13 protein-coding genes are annotated in these 15065 nt (G+C 65.5%); 12 read left to right on the top strand and 1 reads right to left on the bottom strand.

The window, feature by feature from the left end; translation table 11 throughout:
* Nucleotides 1-45: 45 nt before the first annotated feature.
* The 12 genes from AC1DSF_RS27850 to AC1DSF_RS27795 are packed head-to-tail and all read left to right on the top strand — an operon-like array spanning nt 46 to nt 14578.
* Nucleotides 46-918: a branched-chain amino acid ABC transporter permease gene (locus AC1DSF_RS27850; protein ID WP_478183823.1), complete on the top strand. Its 873-nt coding sequence runs from the start codon at nt 46-48 to the stop codon at nt 916-918.
* A 1-nt stretch (nt 919) separates the two neighbouring features.
* The gene (locus tag AC1DSF_RS27845; RefSeq protein WP_478183822.1) at nt 920-1996 is read left to right on the top strand and encodes a branched-chain amino acid ABC transporter permease; all 1077 of its coding nucleotides are present in this window, start codon (nt 920-922) and stop codon (nt 1994-1996) included.
* Nucleotides 1993-2796, top strand: coding sequence for an ABC transporter ATP-binding protein (locus AC1DSF_RS27840; protein WP_478183821.1), 804 nt, complete (start codon nt 1993-1995; stop codon nt 2794-2796). The genes AC1DSF_RS27845 and AC1DSF_RS27840 overlap by 4 nt, the downstream gene beginning before the upstream one ends.
* Entirely contained in the window at nt 2793-3566 is a 774-nt protein-coding gene (locus AC1DSF_RS27835; RefSeq protein ID WP_478183820.1) for an ABC transporter ATP-binding protein, read from the top strand. The genes AC1DSF_RS27840 and AC1DSF_RS27835 overlap by 4 nt, the downstream gene beginning before the upstream one ends.
* A gap of 2 nt (nt 3567-3568) precedes the next feature.
* The gene (locus AC1DSF_RS27830) at nt 3569-5425 is read left to right on the top strand and encodes an AMP-dependent synthetase/ligase (protein ID WP_478183819.1); all 1857 of its coding nucleotides are present in this window, start codon (nt 3569-3571) and stop codon (nt 5423-5425) included.
* On the top strand, nt 5422-6531 hold the full coding sequence (locus tag AC1DSF_RS27825) for a phosphotransferase family protein (RefSeq protein WP_478183818.1): 1110 nt from the start codon (nt 5422-5424) through the stop codon (nt 6529-6531). The genes AC1DSF_RS27830 and AC1DSF_RS27825 overlap by 4 nt, the downstream gene beginning before the upstream one ends.
* Entirely contained in the window at nt 6528-6977 is a 450-nt protein-coding gene (locus AC1DSF_RS27820) for a hypothetical protein (protein ID WP_478183817.1), read from the top strand. The genes AC1DSF_RS27825 and AC1DSF_RS27820 overlap by 4 nt, the downstream gene beginning before the upstream one ends.
* Before the next feature lie 26 nt (nt 6978-7003).
* Entirely contained in the window at nt 7004-8137 is a 1134-nt protein-coding gene (locus AC1DSF_RS27815; RefSeq protein WP_478183816.1) for an Rv3169 family protein, read from the top strand.
* 44 nt (nt 8138-8181) lie between these two features.
* The gene (locus AC1DSF_RS27810; RefSeq protein WP_478183872.1) at nt 8182-9351 is read left to right on the top strand and encodes an ABC transporter substrate-binding protein; all 1170 of its coding nucleotides are present in this window, start codon (nt 8182-8184) and stop codon (nt 9349-9351) included.
* A gap of 55 nt (nt 9352-9406) precedes the next feature.
* Complete coding sequence (locus AC1DSF_RS27805; protein ID WP_478183815.1) at nt 9407-10585, top strand: ABC transporter substrate-binding protein; 1179 nt, start codon at nt 9407-9409, stop codon at nt 10583-10585.
* Nucleotides 10582-11766, top strand: a complete 1185-nt coding sequence (locus AC1DSF_RS27800) for a lipid-transfer protein (protein WP_478183814.1) — start codon at nt 10582-10584, stop codon at nt 11764-11766. The genes AC1DSF_RS27805 and AC1DSF_RS27800 overlap by 4 nt, the downstream gene beginning before the upstream one ends.
* Nucleotides 11767-11812: 46 nt before the next feature.
* The gene (locus AC1DSF_RS27795; protein WP_478183813.1) at nt 11813-14578 is read left to right on the top strand and encodes a winged helix-turn-helix domain-containing protein; all 2766 of its coding nucleotides are present in this window, start codon (nt 11813-11815) and stop codon (nt 14576-14578) included.
* Between the two features lie 12 nt (nt 14579-14590).
* Here the strand turns inward: AC1DSF_RS27795 and AC1DSF_RS27790 are convergent, their stop codons facing one another.
* Nucleotides 14591-15043, bottom strand: a complete 453-nt coding sequence (locus AC1DSF_RS27790; protein WP_478183812.1) for an ester cyclase — start codon at nt 15041-15043, stop codon at nt 14591-14593.
* Nucleotides 15044-15065 lie beyond the last annotated feature (22 nt).

Here is a 15065-nt window from a genome sequence, read left to right as displayed (position 1 = left end):
CAGTGCTCCTCGAAGTCGCCGGCGCATCTTGAAGGAGACATCCGTTTGCTGCTGCAAATCATCGTCGCAGGACTGGCGCAGGGGTGCGTCTACGGGCTTATCGCGCTCGGGTTCGTGCTGATCTACAAGGCCACCGAGACGGTCAATTTCGCGCAGGGCGAGTTGATGATGCTTGGCGCGTTCGCCGGCTTCGCCTGCATGAGCGTCTTCCATATGCCGTTTTGGCTGGCTGCGGTGCTGTCGGTGCTCGCGATGGGTGCCTTCGGTGTGCTCGTCGAGCGGCTCGTCATCCGCCCGGTGCTGGGGCAGCCGGCCTTCTCGATCGTCATGTTGACTTTCGGCATCGGCTACGTCGCACGCGGTGCAATCACCATGCTGCCCGGCGTGGGCACCGACACCCACACGCTATTGGCGCCCTACAAAGGCGTCGCGTTCAGCGCGGGCGGCGTCGTCCTCGCTGGCGAGCAGTTGGTGGTGATTGCTGCCACCGCGCTGTTGTGCGGTGCGCTGTGGCTGCTGTTCCGGTTCACCCGCATCGGCATCGCGATGCAGGCGGCCTCGCAGAACCAGCTCGCGGCGTACTACATGGGCATTCCGGTGCAGCGCCTGAACGGCCTGGTTTGGGGCCTGGCGGCCGCTGTGGCCGCGGCGGCCGGCCTGCTGCTGGCGCCGATCACTTTCGTGCACGTGAACATGGGCTTTATTGGCCTCAAGGCATTTCCCGCAGCCATCGTCGGCGGCTTCGGCAGCTTGCCGGGGGCGATCGTCGGTGGCCTCGTCATCGGTCTGGTCGAGTCGCTGTCGGGTTTTTATCTCCCCGAGGGATTCAAGGACGTGATGCCTTATGCAGTGGTGCTGCTGATGCTGGCGGTCAAGCCGACCGGATTGTTCGGCGGCAGCGCCAGAAAGAAGGTCTGACATGCGCTTCCTCTTCAAGACCGGCTACGACCAGGACATCGACCTGGTACGGCACGGCGGCCAGCGTTTCTGGTACGGGCTGCTGATGATCGCGCTGCTTGCCGCGCCATGGGTGCTGCCTGATTACTGGCTCGCGCAGCTGGTGTTCAGCTTCATCTATGCGATCGTCGCCGTTGGCCTGATGCTGCTGGCAGGGTTCACCGGCCAGTTCTCCATCGGCCATGCGGCCTTCATGGGCGTCGGCGCGTACACCGAGGCGTACCTGATCGCCAGGGGCTGGCCGTTTCCGCTGTCGCTGGCCTGTGCGATGGGACTGTCGGCCGCGGTGGGCGTGGTCGTCGGGCTGCCGGCGCTGCGAGTGAAGGGCATGTACCTGGGCATTGCGACCCTGTCCTTCGGTTTCATCGTCGAGGAGGTTCTGGCCCGCTGGGAAAGCGTGACGGGCGGCAACGCCGGCCGCACGGTGCCGAGCCCTTCCATGTTCGGCTGGACGCTCGACGACTCGACCTCGTTCTACTTTCTCTGCCTGGTCTGCATGTTGGGCTGCACGCTGGCAGTGCTGAACCTGCTGCGCTCACCCACCGGGCGCGCCTTTGTGGCGATTCGCGACTCGGAGATCTCGGCGCAGAGCATGGGCATCCAGCTGGCGCGCTACAAGTCGATGTCCTTCGCCATTTCGGCCGCCCTGGCCGGGCTCGGCGGCGCGCTGTATGCGCACAAGATCCAGTTCATCTCGCCCGAGCAGTTCAGCCTGGTGCAGTCGATCGATCTGCTGCTGATGGTCGTCATCGGCGGGCTCGGTTCGATGCACGGTGCTTTCCTGGGCGCGATCTTCCTCATCGTTATGCCGCAGCTCATCGCGCTTGCGAAAGACATGCTGCCGTCGGCGATCGGCGAGGCCACCGGGCTGCAGAGTGTCGTCTACGGCGTAGTGCTGATTGCCTTCGTGATGCTGGAGCCGATGGGGCTGTACGGTCGCTGGCTCAAGGTGCGCACATGGCTGGAGCTTTATCCCTTCTATCGGCGCGGCATGTTCAAGCGCCAGAAGTCTTTCCAGAAATCGGAGCGGCTGAAATGAGTCAGGTCATGCTTTCGGCCCGCGACCTCACCGTGCGATTCGGCGGAGTGCTGGCGGTCAACAAGGTCAGCTTCGATGTGAAGCGCGGCGAGGTGTTCACGCTCATCGGGCCCAACGGCGCTGGCAAGACGACCGTGTTCAACCTGATCAGTCGCATCTACACGCCGAGTGCCGGCCGCATCGAGTTCGAGGGCCGCTCTCTGGCCGACGTGCCGGCCCACGGCGTTGCCGCGCTGGGTATCGCACGCACTTTTCAGAACATCGAGTTGTTCGAGCATGCGACGGTGCTTCAGAACCTGTTGATCGGCCGGCACATCCATCGTTCGACCTCGGTCTGGGGTGATCTTCTCTTCACGCGCAAGGTGCGCAATGCCGAGCGCGAGACGCGCCGCAAGGTGGAGGAGGTGATCGACCTGCTTGATCTGCAGCACTATCGCGATGCACTGGTGGCCGGCCTGCCATACGGCGTGCGCAAGGTGGTGGAGTTGGCGCGGGCGCTCTCGACCGAGCCGAAGCTGCTGCTGCTGGACGAACCCTCGTCCGGCCTGAACGTCGAAGAGACTGGTGACATGGCCTTTTGGATCCAGGACATCCAGCGCGAACTGGGCGTGACCATCCTGATGGTGGAGCACGACATGGGCCTGGTGTCCAAGGTGTCGGACCGCGTGTTGGCGATGAGCCAAGGCGAGGTGCTCGCGCTCGGCGGCCCAGCCGAGGTACAGGCCGACCCGGCGGTGGTCGAGGCCTACCTTGGCACGGTGGAAGACGTGGCGTCGCTGCGGCGGGAGGTGGCGGCATGACCGAAGCGATTCTCACACTGGCGAACGTCGAGAGCGCCTACGGCCCGATCAAAGCCATCCGCGGCGTGAGCCTGACCGTGACCGAAGGCCAGATCGTCACTGTGCTGGGCTCCAACGGTGCCGGCAAGACCACCATTCTCAAGACCATCTCCGGCATCATCGATCCGCGCAAAGGCAGCATCACCTTTCGCGGAGAGGACATCACGGCGCGCGAGCCGAGCGAGGTGGTGCGTCGCGGCCTCAGCCACGTGCCCGAGGGCCGCGAAGTGTTTCCGCTGCTCTCGGTGTACGACAACCTGCTGATGGGTGCCTACACCCGCAAGGACCGGGACGGTGTGGCGCGCGACATGGAGTCGGTCTTCGGTTACTTCCCGATCCTGCACGACCGCGCCCGGCAGAACGCGGGTCTTCTCTCGGGCGGGCAGCAGCAGATGCTCGCCATCGCCCGCGCCATCCTGGCCGGGCCCGCGCTGATCCTCCTGGATGAGCCCAGCCTCGGGCTCAGTCCCAAGCTGACCAAGGAGATCTTCGAAATCGTCGTGCGCGTCAACCGCGAGCGCGGAACCACCATCCTGCTCGTCGAGCAGAACGCGAACATGGCACTCAATGTGGCCGACCACGGCTACGTGCTGGAAAACGGCCGCATCGTGATGGATGACATCTGCGAGCGACTGCGCGAGAAGGACGACATCAAGGAGTTCTATCTCGGCATGAAGGAAGCGGGCGCACGCGGCGACCGGCGGTGGAAAAAGAAGAAGACTTGGCGGTAAACATGGCAAATCTCTGGAATTTCGATCATTTCGAGCCGCGTCACGACATCGTGGTGCCGGGCGAAACGCTCCCCGCGATGTTCTGGAACGCGGTGGCGAAGCGTGGCGACGCAACGCTCATGCGCCAGAAGGACCTCGGCATCTGGCGCGGCTGGAGCTGGAACCAGGTTGGTACCGTGGTGCGCGAACTGGCGATGGGCCTGGCTGCACAGGGACTGCAAGCAGGCGACTGCGTGTCGATCCTTTCCAACACGCGCATCGAATGGGTGTGGTGCGACCTCGCGGTGTTGTCGGCGGGCGGCGTGGCCAATGGCATTTATCCCACCGATTCAGTGGAACAGGTGCAGTTCCTCTGCGAGGATTCTTCGACCGTCGTGGTCGTGGTCGAAGACGAGGAGCAGCTCGACAAGGTGCTGGAAGTCCGCTCGCGCCTGCCCCGGCTGCGCCGCATCGTCGTCATCGACCCGACGGGCTTGAGCGACTTCACCGATCCGATGGTGACGACGCTCGACCTGCTGCAGGTCGAAGGCAAGGCATTCGACAACGCGCATCCGGGCGAGTTCGAGCGCCGCCGCAACTCACGCAGCGCCGGCGATCTTGCGATCCTGATCTACACCTCGGGCACCACCGGCAAGCCCAAGGGCGCGATGCACTCGCACCTCAGCCTGCTGACGGCGGTGCATGGCCAGAACGCAACGCTGCCGCAGGACGAGCGCGACGAGCGCATGTGCTTCCTGCCGCTGTGTCATGTGGCGGAGCGGGTGACGGGACTGTACGCATCGCTCTACACGGGCACGCGAATGAATTTCGTGGAGAACCCGGACACGGTGCCCGAGAACGTGCGCGAGATCGCGCCGACGGTGTTCGGCGGCGTGCCGCGGTTGTGGGAGAAGTTCTACTCGGCCGTCACCATTTCGGTCAAGGAAGCGGGGGCGGTCCAGCAAGCCTTGTATGCGTGGTCTCTGTCGGTCGGCCACAAGGTCAGCGACAAGGTGCTCAAGGGCGAGACGGTCGGCCCGTGGCTGCGTCTCAAATACCGCATGGCGGGCATCGCGTCGCTCAACAACGTACGGCGCTTCATCGGCATCCACCGGTGCCGCTTTCTTGCGACCGGTGCCGCGCCGATCGCACCTGACCTCATTCGTTGGTACCTCGCGCTCGGCATTCCGATGCTGGAAGCATGGGGGCAGACCGAGTCGTGCGGCATCTCGACCGCAATGCCGCCGCGTGGCATGCGGCTTGGCAGCATCGGCATCGCCAGCAGCTACAACGAGGTTCGCGTCGACGAGCGCACCGGCGAGTTGCTGATCCGAGGACCGAACGTCTTCATGGGCTACCTGAATCAACCGGAAAAGACGGCCGAGACAATCGACGCCGACGGGTGGCTGCACACAGGCGACGTCGGTGTGGCCGATGCGGACGGCTACTTCCGCATCACCGATCGGATGAAGGACATCATCATCACCGCCGGCGGGAAGAACGTCACGCCCAGCGAATGGGAGAACGAGCTGAAGTTTTCGCCTTACGTGACGGACGCGGTCGTCATCGGCGACCGGCGCGCTTACCTCACCGCGATCGTGATGATCGAGCAGGAGAACGTCGAGAAGTACGCACAGGATCACGACATTCCCTTCTCCAATTACGCCAGCCTGACGCGCGCATCAGAGGTGCTGGCGCTGATCCACGCGGAGATCGACAAGGTCAACAAGAAGTTCGCCCGTGTCGAGCAGATCAAGAAGTTCTTCCTGCTGGAGACCCAGCTCGGCGCCGAGGACGAAGAGCTCACGCCGACCATGAAGCTCAAGCGCAAGCTCGTGCAGACCAAATATGCCCAGAGCATCGAGGCGATGTACCGATGAACACGGAAACCGCCACCACCCAGACTGCCGCCTCTGTATCGGCAGCCGCATCCGAATCGTCGGGAGCGCGCCTGCCCGCGGCCGCAGACTGTCGAGCCGACCTCGGTGACGCTGCGATTGCTGCGCGGCTGACCGAATTCCTTGCCCGGCATCTGGAATGCGATGTCCGACTCGACGACGTCGTGCGACTGACCGGCGGGTTGTCGTGGATCACGGTGATGTTCATCGTCCGCGCAGCGTGCGCCCCAGTATTCGATGGCAGGGCACTGGTCGTCAAGATCGGTTCGCCTCAGGGGCTGATGGCGCCATATAGCGCGCTGCCTCAGGCCGGTGCGCTCGAGGCCTGTGACGGCAGCGACGTGCCGGTGCCGAAGCTGCTCTGGTACAGCGACGATCCGAGCATTCTGGGCGCGCCTTTTCTCATCACGGACAAGGTGGCGGGCCGCGAACTCAACCCCTTCGTCCGTGACTATGGGATGCCTGAAGGTGCTGCGCTCGGCGAGATCGGCACACACTTCGCCGATGCGCTGGCCGCGTTGCACAGCCTCCCGCCTGAGCGACTGGCGTTGCCCGACAGCGGCATCGATGCATTGACCCGCGCGGGCGGCGCAACGCAGGTGGAGTTTTGGCGCGGCTGTCGCGAGCGCTGGGCTCGCCGGCCCTATCCGCTGGTCGCGCTCGCCGAAGCCTGGCTGCTACGGCACAGTCCGGAGCCGGTACGCAAGGTGATCGTGCATGGCGACTATCGGGTCGGCAACTTCCTGGTGTGCGACACGCGGATCACGGCCATCCTCGATTGGGAGATGGCGCATCCGGGCGACCCGCACGAGGACCTGTGCTGGGTGCTGCTGCCCGAGCTGCGGTTGCGTGGCCTGATTTCTCCGACCGACTTCCTCGCGCGCTACCAGGCGCGCAGCGGTATCGAAGTGCAGGCCGAAGCGATGCGCTACTACGGAATATTCACGCTCTACAAGATGGCGGTCATCAACATGGGTGGCACCGCCGGGCTGGAATCGGGCAGCAAGGATCTGCGCATGGCCTGCCTGGGCTTCAACGTACCGATGTACCTCGATCACCTCGGTAAGGCGCTGGAGGAGGCACTGTGAGCCGGTCTCTCGATCATTTGCTGAACGGCGCCACCGCGACCTTGCGCGAGGCCGTTCTTCCGCAGCTCACCGATTCGAATGCGCGCGCCAACCTGTTCGCCGTCTTGCAGGTGCTCGACCTGCTGGTGTTGCAGGTGGACTGGGCCGAAGCACCGCTACAGGCCCAGCTGAACGTGCGTCGACAGGCGCTGGCCGAAATGCCGAGCGCAGCGGCAACGTTGTGTTCCGCGCAAGTTGACGGCGGGGGCGCGCTCCTCGACGCCATCGATGCTCTGGATGTACGGGTGGTCGAGCTGGTTGACAGACTGGCCAACACGCTGGACATCGAGCCGACACAACGTGGCGAGATCGAGCGCTGGACGCTGGCGTATGGCATGGCAGCCAACGCGGAAGAGCTCCGACGCATACCGCGCAGCCGGATCGGCCAGCTGACCAGCACCACTTAACAACCGACGCCATTGAAAGCCCGCTCATGCTGACACCCCAAGACGACCTGTTCGGTCATGTGACCAGCGACACCCGCGATGCCAGCGTCGGCGCCGAGCCGATGGGCGATGTGGCGCCGGCGATCTTCACGGAGCGCTTCTGGTACATGGGCGCGACGGTGCCGACGTCCGACATCGTCTTCAACATCGGCATGGCGTGCTACCCCCACCGTGGCGTGCTCGACGGCTACGCGGGGGTGAGCATCGCAGGCGTGCAACATGACTTCCGAGCGTCGCGCCACGCGGGCGACGCACCGCTAGACAGCCGCATCGGCCCGCTGCACATCGAGGTGCTCGAAGGTCTGGCCACCCATCGCATTCGCCTGGAACCCAATGACTCGTCCATCGCGCTCGATCTGACGTTCTCCGGCCGGACGGCCCCCAACGAAGAGGGCAAGGAAGTCATACGTGTGAAGGGCAGGGTTCTCTCCGACCTCAATCGCTTCGTCCAGATGGGCCGCTACGCCGGCTGGATCGAGGTGGCCGGCCAGCGGCACCAGGTCGACGAGGCTCATTGCTGGGGTGCGCGCGATCGGTCCTGGGGCCTGCGCATCGAGGCGCGCAGCGACGAAAGCACGCCGCCCGTGACGGCTTTCTCGCCCATGCTGTGGGCCTTCGTCTGCGCCCAGTTCGAAGATCGCGCGGTGCATTTCTTCCTCAAGGAGCGGGCGCCGGGCGCGCACCGCTTTCTGGGTGGCAGCGAGACCGCTGCAATCGGTGCAGATGCGCCGGCCCGAACGATCGTACAGGTCGACCACGACCTGCAGTGGGAGCCGGGCCCGCACAGCCAGGTGCTCGCGGGCGGCGAATTCCGGCTGCAGTTCGAGGACGGCCGGCAGAGCACGCTCGAAATGCGGGCGTTGCCCAACCGGTATCACCTCAAGGGCGGCCTCTATGGTGGCCTGCAGGGATGGTTCCAGGGCGACGACCGAGGCCCGCTGCACACCGATCACGGCACCTGGAACCTCGCGGACCCGGCGCATCGCCGCCTGCTGCGCACGGTGGCGGACCAGCCGATGGAGTTCCGCTGCGACGGCGTGGTCGGCTACGGCACGGTGCAGGCGGGCGTGAGCGCCGGGTACGCGCGCTACGGCAGCGTGCAGCACCTGCCGCCCCTGTGAGTCCTGATCAAACCAACAACCAACGAGGCACTTCGATGAGCGATATGACAAGGCAATGGATTTTTATGCGGCCCGGTGCCGTCTGTGTCGCGGCCATGCTGCTTGCGCCGGCGTTGGCCGCCGCGCAGACGCCGGGCGTCTCGCCGACCGAGATCAGGCTCGGTACCTTGCAGGATTTGTCGGGGCCGCTGGCGGGTCCGGGCAAGCAGGCGCTCAACGGCATGCGCATGCGCGTGCAGGAAATCAATGCCGAAGGCGGGATCGCCGGGCGTCAGATCAAGCTGCTGGTCGAAGACCATGCATACGATCCTAAAAAGGCCGTGCTGGCCACGCAGAAGCTGGTGGACCGCGACGGCATCCTGCTGATGATCGGCACACTCGGCACGGCCACCACCTTGGCGACGGTGCCGCTGCTGACGCAGAAGAACATCATCAACTTCTTTCCACTGACGTCGGCACGTGAGGCATACGATCCGCCGACGCCGCTGAAGTACGCGTTCGTTTCCCCCTATTTCGGGCAGATGCGAACAGAAATCCCTCGACTGGCGAAGGAGAAAAGCATCAGGAAGCCGTGCTCGGTCTACCAGGACGACGAGTTTGGCCTGGAGATCCTGCGTGGCGCCGAAGCGGGCCTGAAGGACGACGGCAAGGAACTGATCGAGAAGACCAGCTACAAGCGCGGTGCCACCGACTTCTCGTCGCAGGTCGCGCGGCTGTCGGCGGCGGGCTGTGACTTCGTGGTGCTAGGGACGACGGTCCGGGAGACGGTGGGCGTGATGACCGATTCGCGCAAGATCGGCTTCAATCCGGTCTTCGTCGGCACCGCAGGCGCCTACAGCAGCGCGGTGCCGCAACTCGGTGGCAAGGATGTTGAAGGACTCTACGCAACCATGTCGGTCGAGCAGCCGTATCTGGACATCGGCCCGCCCGAACTGCGCAAGTGGGCAGCGCGTTACAAGGAAAAGTACGGCGAAGATGCGACGGTCTTCTCGTCTTACGGCTATGTCGTGGTCGACCACTTCGTGCGGGTTGCCCGCAAGGTCGGCCCGCAGCTTTCCACCGAGAGCTTCGGCAAGACCCTCGATGGCATGACCTTGCCCGCGACCTACTTCGGCTCCGGCGAACTCACTTTCTCGGCGACCAAGCGGCTCGGTTCCGAGGTGGCGCGGCTTTCCCAGATTCGCGACGGGCGCTGGCGTGTCGTCGATCGGTGAAGCGCGGCCATCGTTCATGCATTCATTCACGCATCTCGACACAAGGAGAGACTCCATGAAAAAATTTCGAAGAATCGCGCTCGTGCTCGGCAGCTGCGTGTTGTTCGGCCAGGCGGCGACGGCCCAACAACAGGGCGTGACCAAGGACGAAATCCTGGTCGGCACCATCCTCGACCTTTCGGGGCCGCTCGCCTCCTACGGCAAGGACCTGCGCAACGGCATGAACCTGCGGATCGCCGAGGCCAACGAGCAGGGCGGCGTCAACGGCCGCAAGGTCAAGCTGCTCATCGAGGACAACGGCTACGACCCGAAGCGCGCGGTGCTGGCCACGCAGAAGCTGGTGACGCAGGACAAGGTCTTCGTCATGGCTGGCCTGCTCGGCACCGCGAGCAACAACGCCGCGTTGCCGGTGCTGATGCAGCGCGGCGTCATCAACTTCTTTCCGATGGCGCTGGCACGCGACATGTACGAGCCGGTCAGCAAATACAAGTTTGCGTTCATTTCGTCCTATGTCGAGCAGATGGTGAAGGCCGTGCCCAAGCTCTATCGCGAGACGAAGGCGACCAAGGCCTGCACGATCTACCAGGACGACGAGTTCGGCCTGGAAGTGATGCGCGGCGCCGAGCTCGGACTGAAGTCGATCAACGTTGAGTTTGCCGAACGCACGACCTACAAACGCGGTGCCACCGATTTTTCTTCGCAGGTCGCGCGCATGAAGGCCGCGAACTGCGACTTCATCGTCATGGGCACGCTGATCCGCGAGTCCGTCGGCACCATCGCCGAGGCGCGCAAGCTGGGCTACAACCCGACCATGGTCGCCTCGGTATCTGCCTATACCGACTTGATCCCCAAACTCGGCGGCAAGGCGATGGACGGCTTCTACACCACCATGACCGCGCAGCAACCCTACGAGGACGATGCCTCCGCACCGCTGCGTTTCTGGGCCAACAAGTACAAGACCAGTTTCACCGATTCGCCATCGGTGTTTTCGGTTTACGGCTATGTGATCCTCGACCGTCTTATCGGCGCCATGCAGAAGACGGGGCCGAACCTCACGACCGACAGCCTTGCAAAGACCGTGGAGTCTATGCGGGTGCCGTCCGACATCTTCGGCATGCCCGAGATGAGTTGGTCGCCGACCAACCACCTGGCCTCCAGCGAATCGCGCCTGTCGCAATTGCAGGACGGCCGCTGGAAGGTGGTGCTCGACTACGCACAGATGAGCGCCAAATGAGCCGGGCCGTGCACGTGGCCGGCGTCGGCATGATCCCCTTCGCAAAGCCGGGCGCCAGCGACCCGTACCCACTGCTCGGCGCGCGTGCGGCGAAGGCGGCGCTGGCGGATGCGGGCGTTGACTACCAGCGCATCGAACAGGTCTACGCGGGCTATGTGTACGGAGATTCCTGCAGCGGCCAGGCGGCGGTCTACCACCTGGGCCTAACCAGCGTCCCGGTGATCAACGTCAACAACAACTGCGCCACCGGCTCGACCGCGCTCTACCTGGCGCGACAGGCGATCGCCAGCGGGGCGGCCGAATGCGTGCTGGCGCTCGGTTTCGAGCAGATGCAGCGCGGCGCTCTCGGCACGCATTTCGCCGATCGGCCGGACCCGTCGCAGCGGCTGCTCGATGCGATGCAGGCCACGCAGGGCACCGATCCGCAGGCGCCGATCGCAGCACAGCTCTTTGGGGGCGCGGGCCGCATGCACATGCAACTCTACGGCACGCTGCCCGAGACCTTCGCTCGCATCGCCGTCAAGGCGCGCCGGCATGCGCAGCACAACCCTAACGCCATCTTTCGCGAACCGCTCACACTCGATGAGGTGATGACGTCGCCAATGGTGTTCGACCCGCTCACGCGGCTGCAGTGCTGCCCGCCGACTTGCGGCGGCGCGGCGGCGGTGCTGTGCTCCGAGGACTTCGCGAAGCGGCACCGGCTTGACCGCAGCGTGGTCATCCGCGCTCAGGCGATGACTACTGATGGCAACAGTAGCTTTGACGAAAGCGACATGCGCAAGCTGGTCGGCTACGACATGGCGCGCAGCGCCGCGCGGCAGGTGTACGAAGCGGCCGGCATCGGGCCGGAGGACATTCCGGTGGCGGAACTGCACGACTGCTTCACTGCCAACGAACTGATCACCTACGAAGCGCTGGGTTTCGCACCCGAGGGCGGTGCGGAGAAGTTCATCGCCGATGGCGACAACACCTATGGGGGCAAGGTGGTGACGAATCCGTCGGGCGGCTTGCTCTCGAAGGGTCATCCGCTGGGTGCGACCGGGATCGCACAGTGCGCCGAGTTGGTGTGGCAACTGCGCGGGCAGGCAGGCGCGCGGCAGGTGGAAGGCGCGCGTTGGGCGCTGCAGCACAACCTCGGGCTTGGAGGTGCCTGCGTGGTGACGCTCTATGCGCGCACCTAGGGATGGCCCAGTGCCGGTTTGTAACGGCCGCGCGTAAGCTCTTACCATGGCCGAGCCAGTCCCCCTTCCCCTCTTCGAACCGCTGATGTCGCGGCGTGAGACCGGTTCGGCGTCACCGCTCGCATCCAAGCTCAACGCGCCGCAGCCGACGCCTTTCGAGGTGGCCCGCACCGAGATCTGCGAGGCCATCTTCAATGCGGGCGCGGCCAAGCTGGTGTTGCTGCGCGCACCCGCCGGCTTCGGCAAGACCACCGTCATGTTGCAGGTGCGGCGCCGCTTCGACGAGGCGGGCGTGCCCACCGCGTGGCTCACGCTCGATCGCGCTGACAACGACGTAGGCCGCTTTCTCGCCGTGCTGGCCTCGGCACTCGATCCGCTGGTGCCCGGGCTCGCCCAAGCTGCTTCCGCCACAGCGGGCGCGGGGCCGGACGGCATGGCCTTTGCGCTGATCGACCGCGTGGCCGCGCATCCGACGCCTTTCGTGCTGTTCCTCGACGACTTCGAGGTGCTGCAGAGCCCGGCGGTTGTCGGGCTCGTCAACGAACTGATCGACCAGCTGCCGCGCGGCGTGCAGGTGGCGGTCGGCTCGCGCGGCGTCCCCGAACTCAGCCTCGGCCGCCTGCGCGCGCGCGGCCGGCTGCTGGAAGTGCAGCCGAAGCAGCTGCGTTTCTCGGTGGCCGAAACCGATGGCTTCCTGCGCCAACGCCGCGGCCTGGTGCTGGCGCAGGAAGACGTGGTGCGCCTGCATCGCAGCACCGACGGCTGGGCGGCGGCGCTGTGGCTGGCGTCGGTGTCGCTCGAACACCGCGAGCAGCCTGGCCGCTTCATCGCCGGTTTCTCGGGCTCGAACGCGGCGGTGGTCGATTACCTGGTTGAAGACGTACTTTCGCGCCAGACCGAGGACGTGCGCGGCTTCCTGCTGCGCACCAGCATCTTGAGCGACTTGAACGCCACGCTGTGCAACGTGATCTGCGCCCGAAGCGACAGCGCCGTTATGCTCCACGCGCTTGATGAGGCCAACCTGTTCCTGATTCCGCTGCAGGCCGATGGCGGCGGCTACCGCTACCACGCGATGTTCGCGGAGTTCCTGCGCGCCGAGTTGCTGCGCCAGCATCCGCAGGAAATTCCGGCGCTGCATCGCGCCGCCTCGCAATGGTTCCTCGACCAGGGGCGTCCCGTCCCGGCGATCGAGCACGCGCTCGCCGCGCAGGACCTGTCGCTCGCGATGCCGCTGCTCGCGGTCCATGCGCAGGGCCTGCTCGACCAGGGCCGGGTTCGGCTGCTGTCGCGCTGGCTCGACCCGCTGCTCGAACGCGGCCAGCTCGATGCGCATCCGATGCTGCAGGTGGTGCATGCCTGGGCCGTGTGCTTCGCGCGCGGGCCGCGCGCCGCCGCCATGCTGCTCGATCGGCTCGAAGCGCGTGCCGACCGGTCGGCGGAGGTGCGTGCGCACCGCGATGCCATGCGCCCGCTGTTCATGGTGTTGACCGACCGCACCGACGAGGCGATGCCGCTGGCCACAGCGCTGCTCGACGGCCTGCCGCAGAGCGTGGCCTTCGTCCGCGGCTTTCTCCAGGTCATTCTGGCCAACCTGGCGATGATCGCCGGGCGCTACCACGAGGCGCTGCGCTTCGCTGACGCCGTGCGCAGCCATCAGCCGGAGCACAGCAGCAGCTTCAACTTCACGCTGTCGGACGCGGTCGAAGGCGCGGTGGACCTCACGCAGGGCCGACTGCGCAAGGCGATTCCGCGGCTGCGGCTGGCGGTGAGCGCCGGCACGGTCGATGCGTCGCGTGCCACCAACGGCAACGCGATGGCCGGCGTGCTGCTGGCCGAAGCGCTGTACGAAGCCGACCAGTGCGCGCAGGCCGAGCGCCTGCTCGCGGTCTACATCCCGCTGATCCGACGCGTGGGCATTCCGGACCAACTGATCATCGCGCACGTCGTGATGGCCCGCATCGCCCACAGCCGTGGCGACGGCGACCGCGCGCAGCAATTGCTGACCGAACTCGAGCACATCGGACACCGCGACAGCTTGCCGCGGGTGGTGGCGTCGGCACGGCTGGAGCGCGTGCGCATGCTGGTGGTGGAAGGCCGTCTTGCGCGGGCACGCACCGAGCTCGACCGTTGCGGCGACAAACTGTTGTGGACGCGCGTGTCGCAGCTGTCGCTGCGCGCCAACGAGGTCGAGACACACGAGCTGGCGGTGGCGCGCTGGTCGGTGCAGAGCGGCCATGCTGCCGAGGTGGTGCACAGCCTGCGCAGCGAACTTGACGCGGCCGAGCGGGCGCAGCGCGAGCGCCGCGTGCTGACCCTGCGCCTGCTGCTGGCGCAGGCGCTCTACCGCGACGAACAGCGCAACAAGGCGATGCGGGTGCTGGCCAAGGCGGTGCGCTTCGCGGCGGCGGAAGGCTATGTGCGTGCTTTTCTGGACGAGGGGCGTCTGCTGCTCGCGATGCTGCGCGAACTGCGCGCCGTACCGACGGTGCTGCTGGAGGAGGGCGGCGATGCGGCGACCGCCTTTGTCGACCAATTGCTGCGAAATGCCGCGCCCGACGGTGCGCAGCCCGCCGCCAATACGCCGGTGCGCCAGCCTGCGACCACGGCCAGCGCCAGCGAGTTGCTGACCCGCAAGGAAGTGCAGGTGCTAGGGCTGGTGGCCGAGGGCCTGTCCAACGACCAGATGGCCGAACGCCTTTTCGTCGCCGAGACCACGGTGCGCACCCATCTGCGCAACATCAACGTCAAGCTCGACGTGCGCAACCGCATGGAGGCGATTGCGGTTGCGCGCCGCCGTGGCATGCTGGTCTGAAACGCTGCCAACTCAGCTGGCCGCCATCGCAATCCCCAGTTGCCGCACCAGCGTGAGCAGGTCGTAGTAGTCGCGGTGGTAAGTGATCTCGCCTTGCGCGTTCGCACGGCAGAACGCCGCGCCGGGAATTTCGTAGCGCTTATGGGCCGCCGGGTAGACCACGCCGTCGATGCGGATCGGGCCGTCGGCCAGCCCGCTCCAGACCCATTCGAGCGCGAAGCCGTCAGCGGTGCCGCATTCGCTCACATATTCGATCTTCACGCCGCTTGAGAACGCATGCATGAACTTCGAAAAGCGCATGATTTCCCCGCGCCCGTCGTAGCTGTGCTGGTAACTCGATTCGACGTAGCGGCCGTCTTCGCTGAAATAGGTGCCGAGCAGCGCGGCATCGCCGCTGCTCCACACGTCGCCGTATGCAGCCAGGAAGCCGGGCTGGCCGTAGGGGATCATCTTGGGGGTCTGCATGGACTCGTCTCCAATTTTGGGT

The sequence above is a fragment of the Variovorax sp. 01N429 genome (genome assembly GCF_056399425.1).
This window is presented reverse-complemented; position numbering and strand designations above follow the sequence as displayed.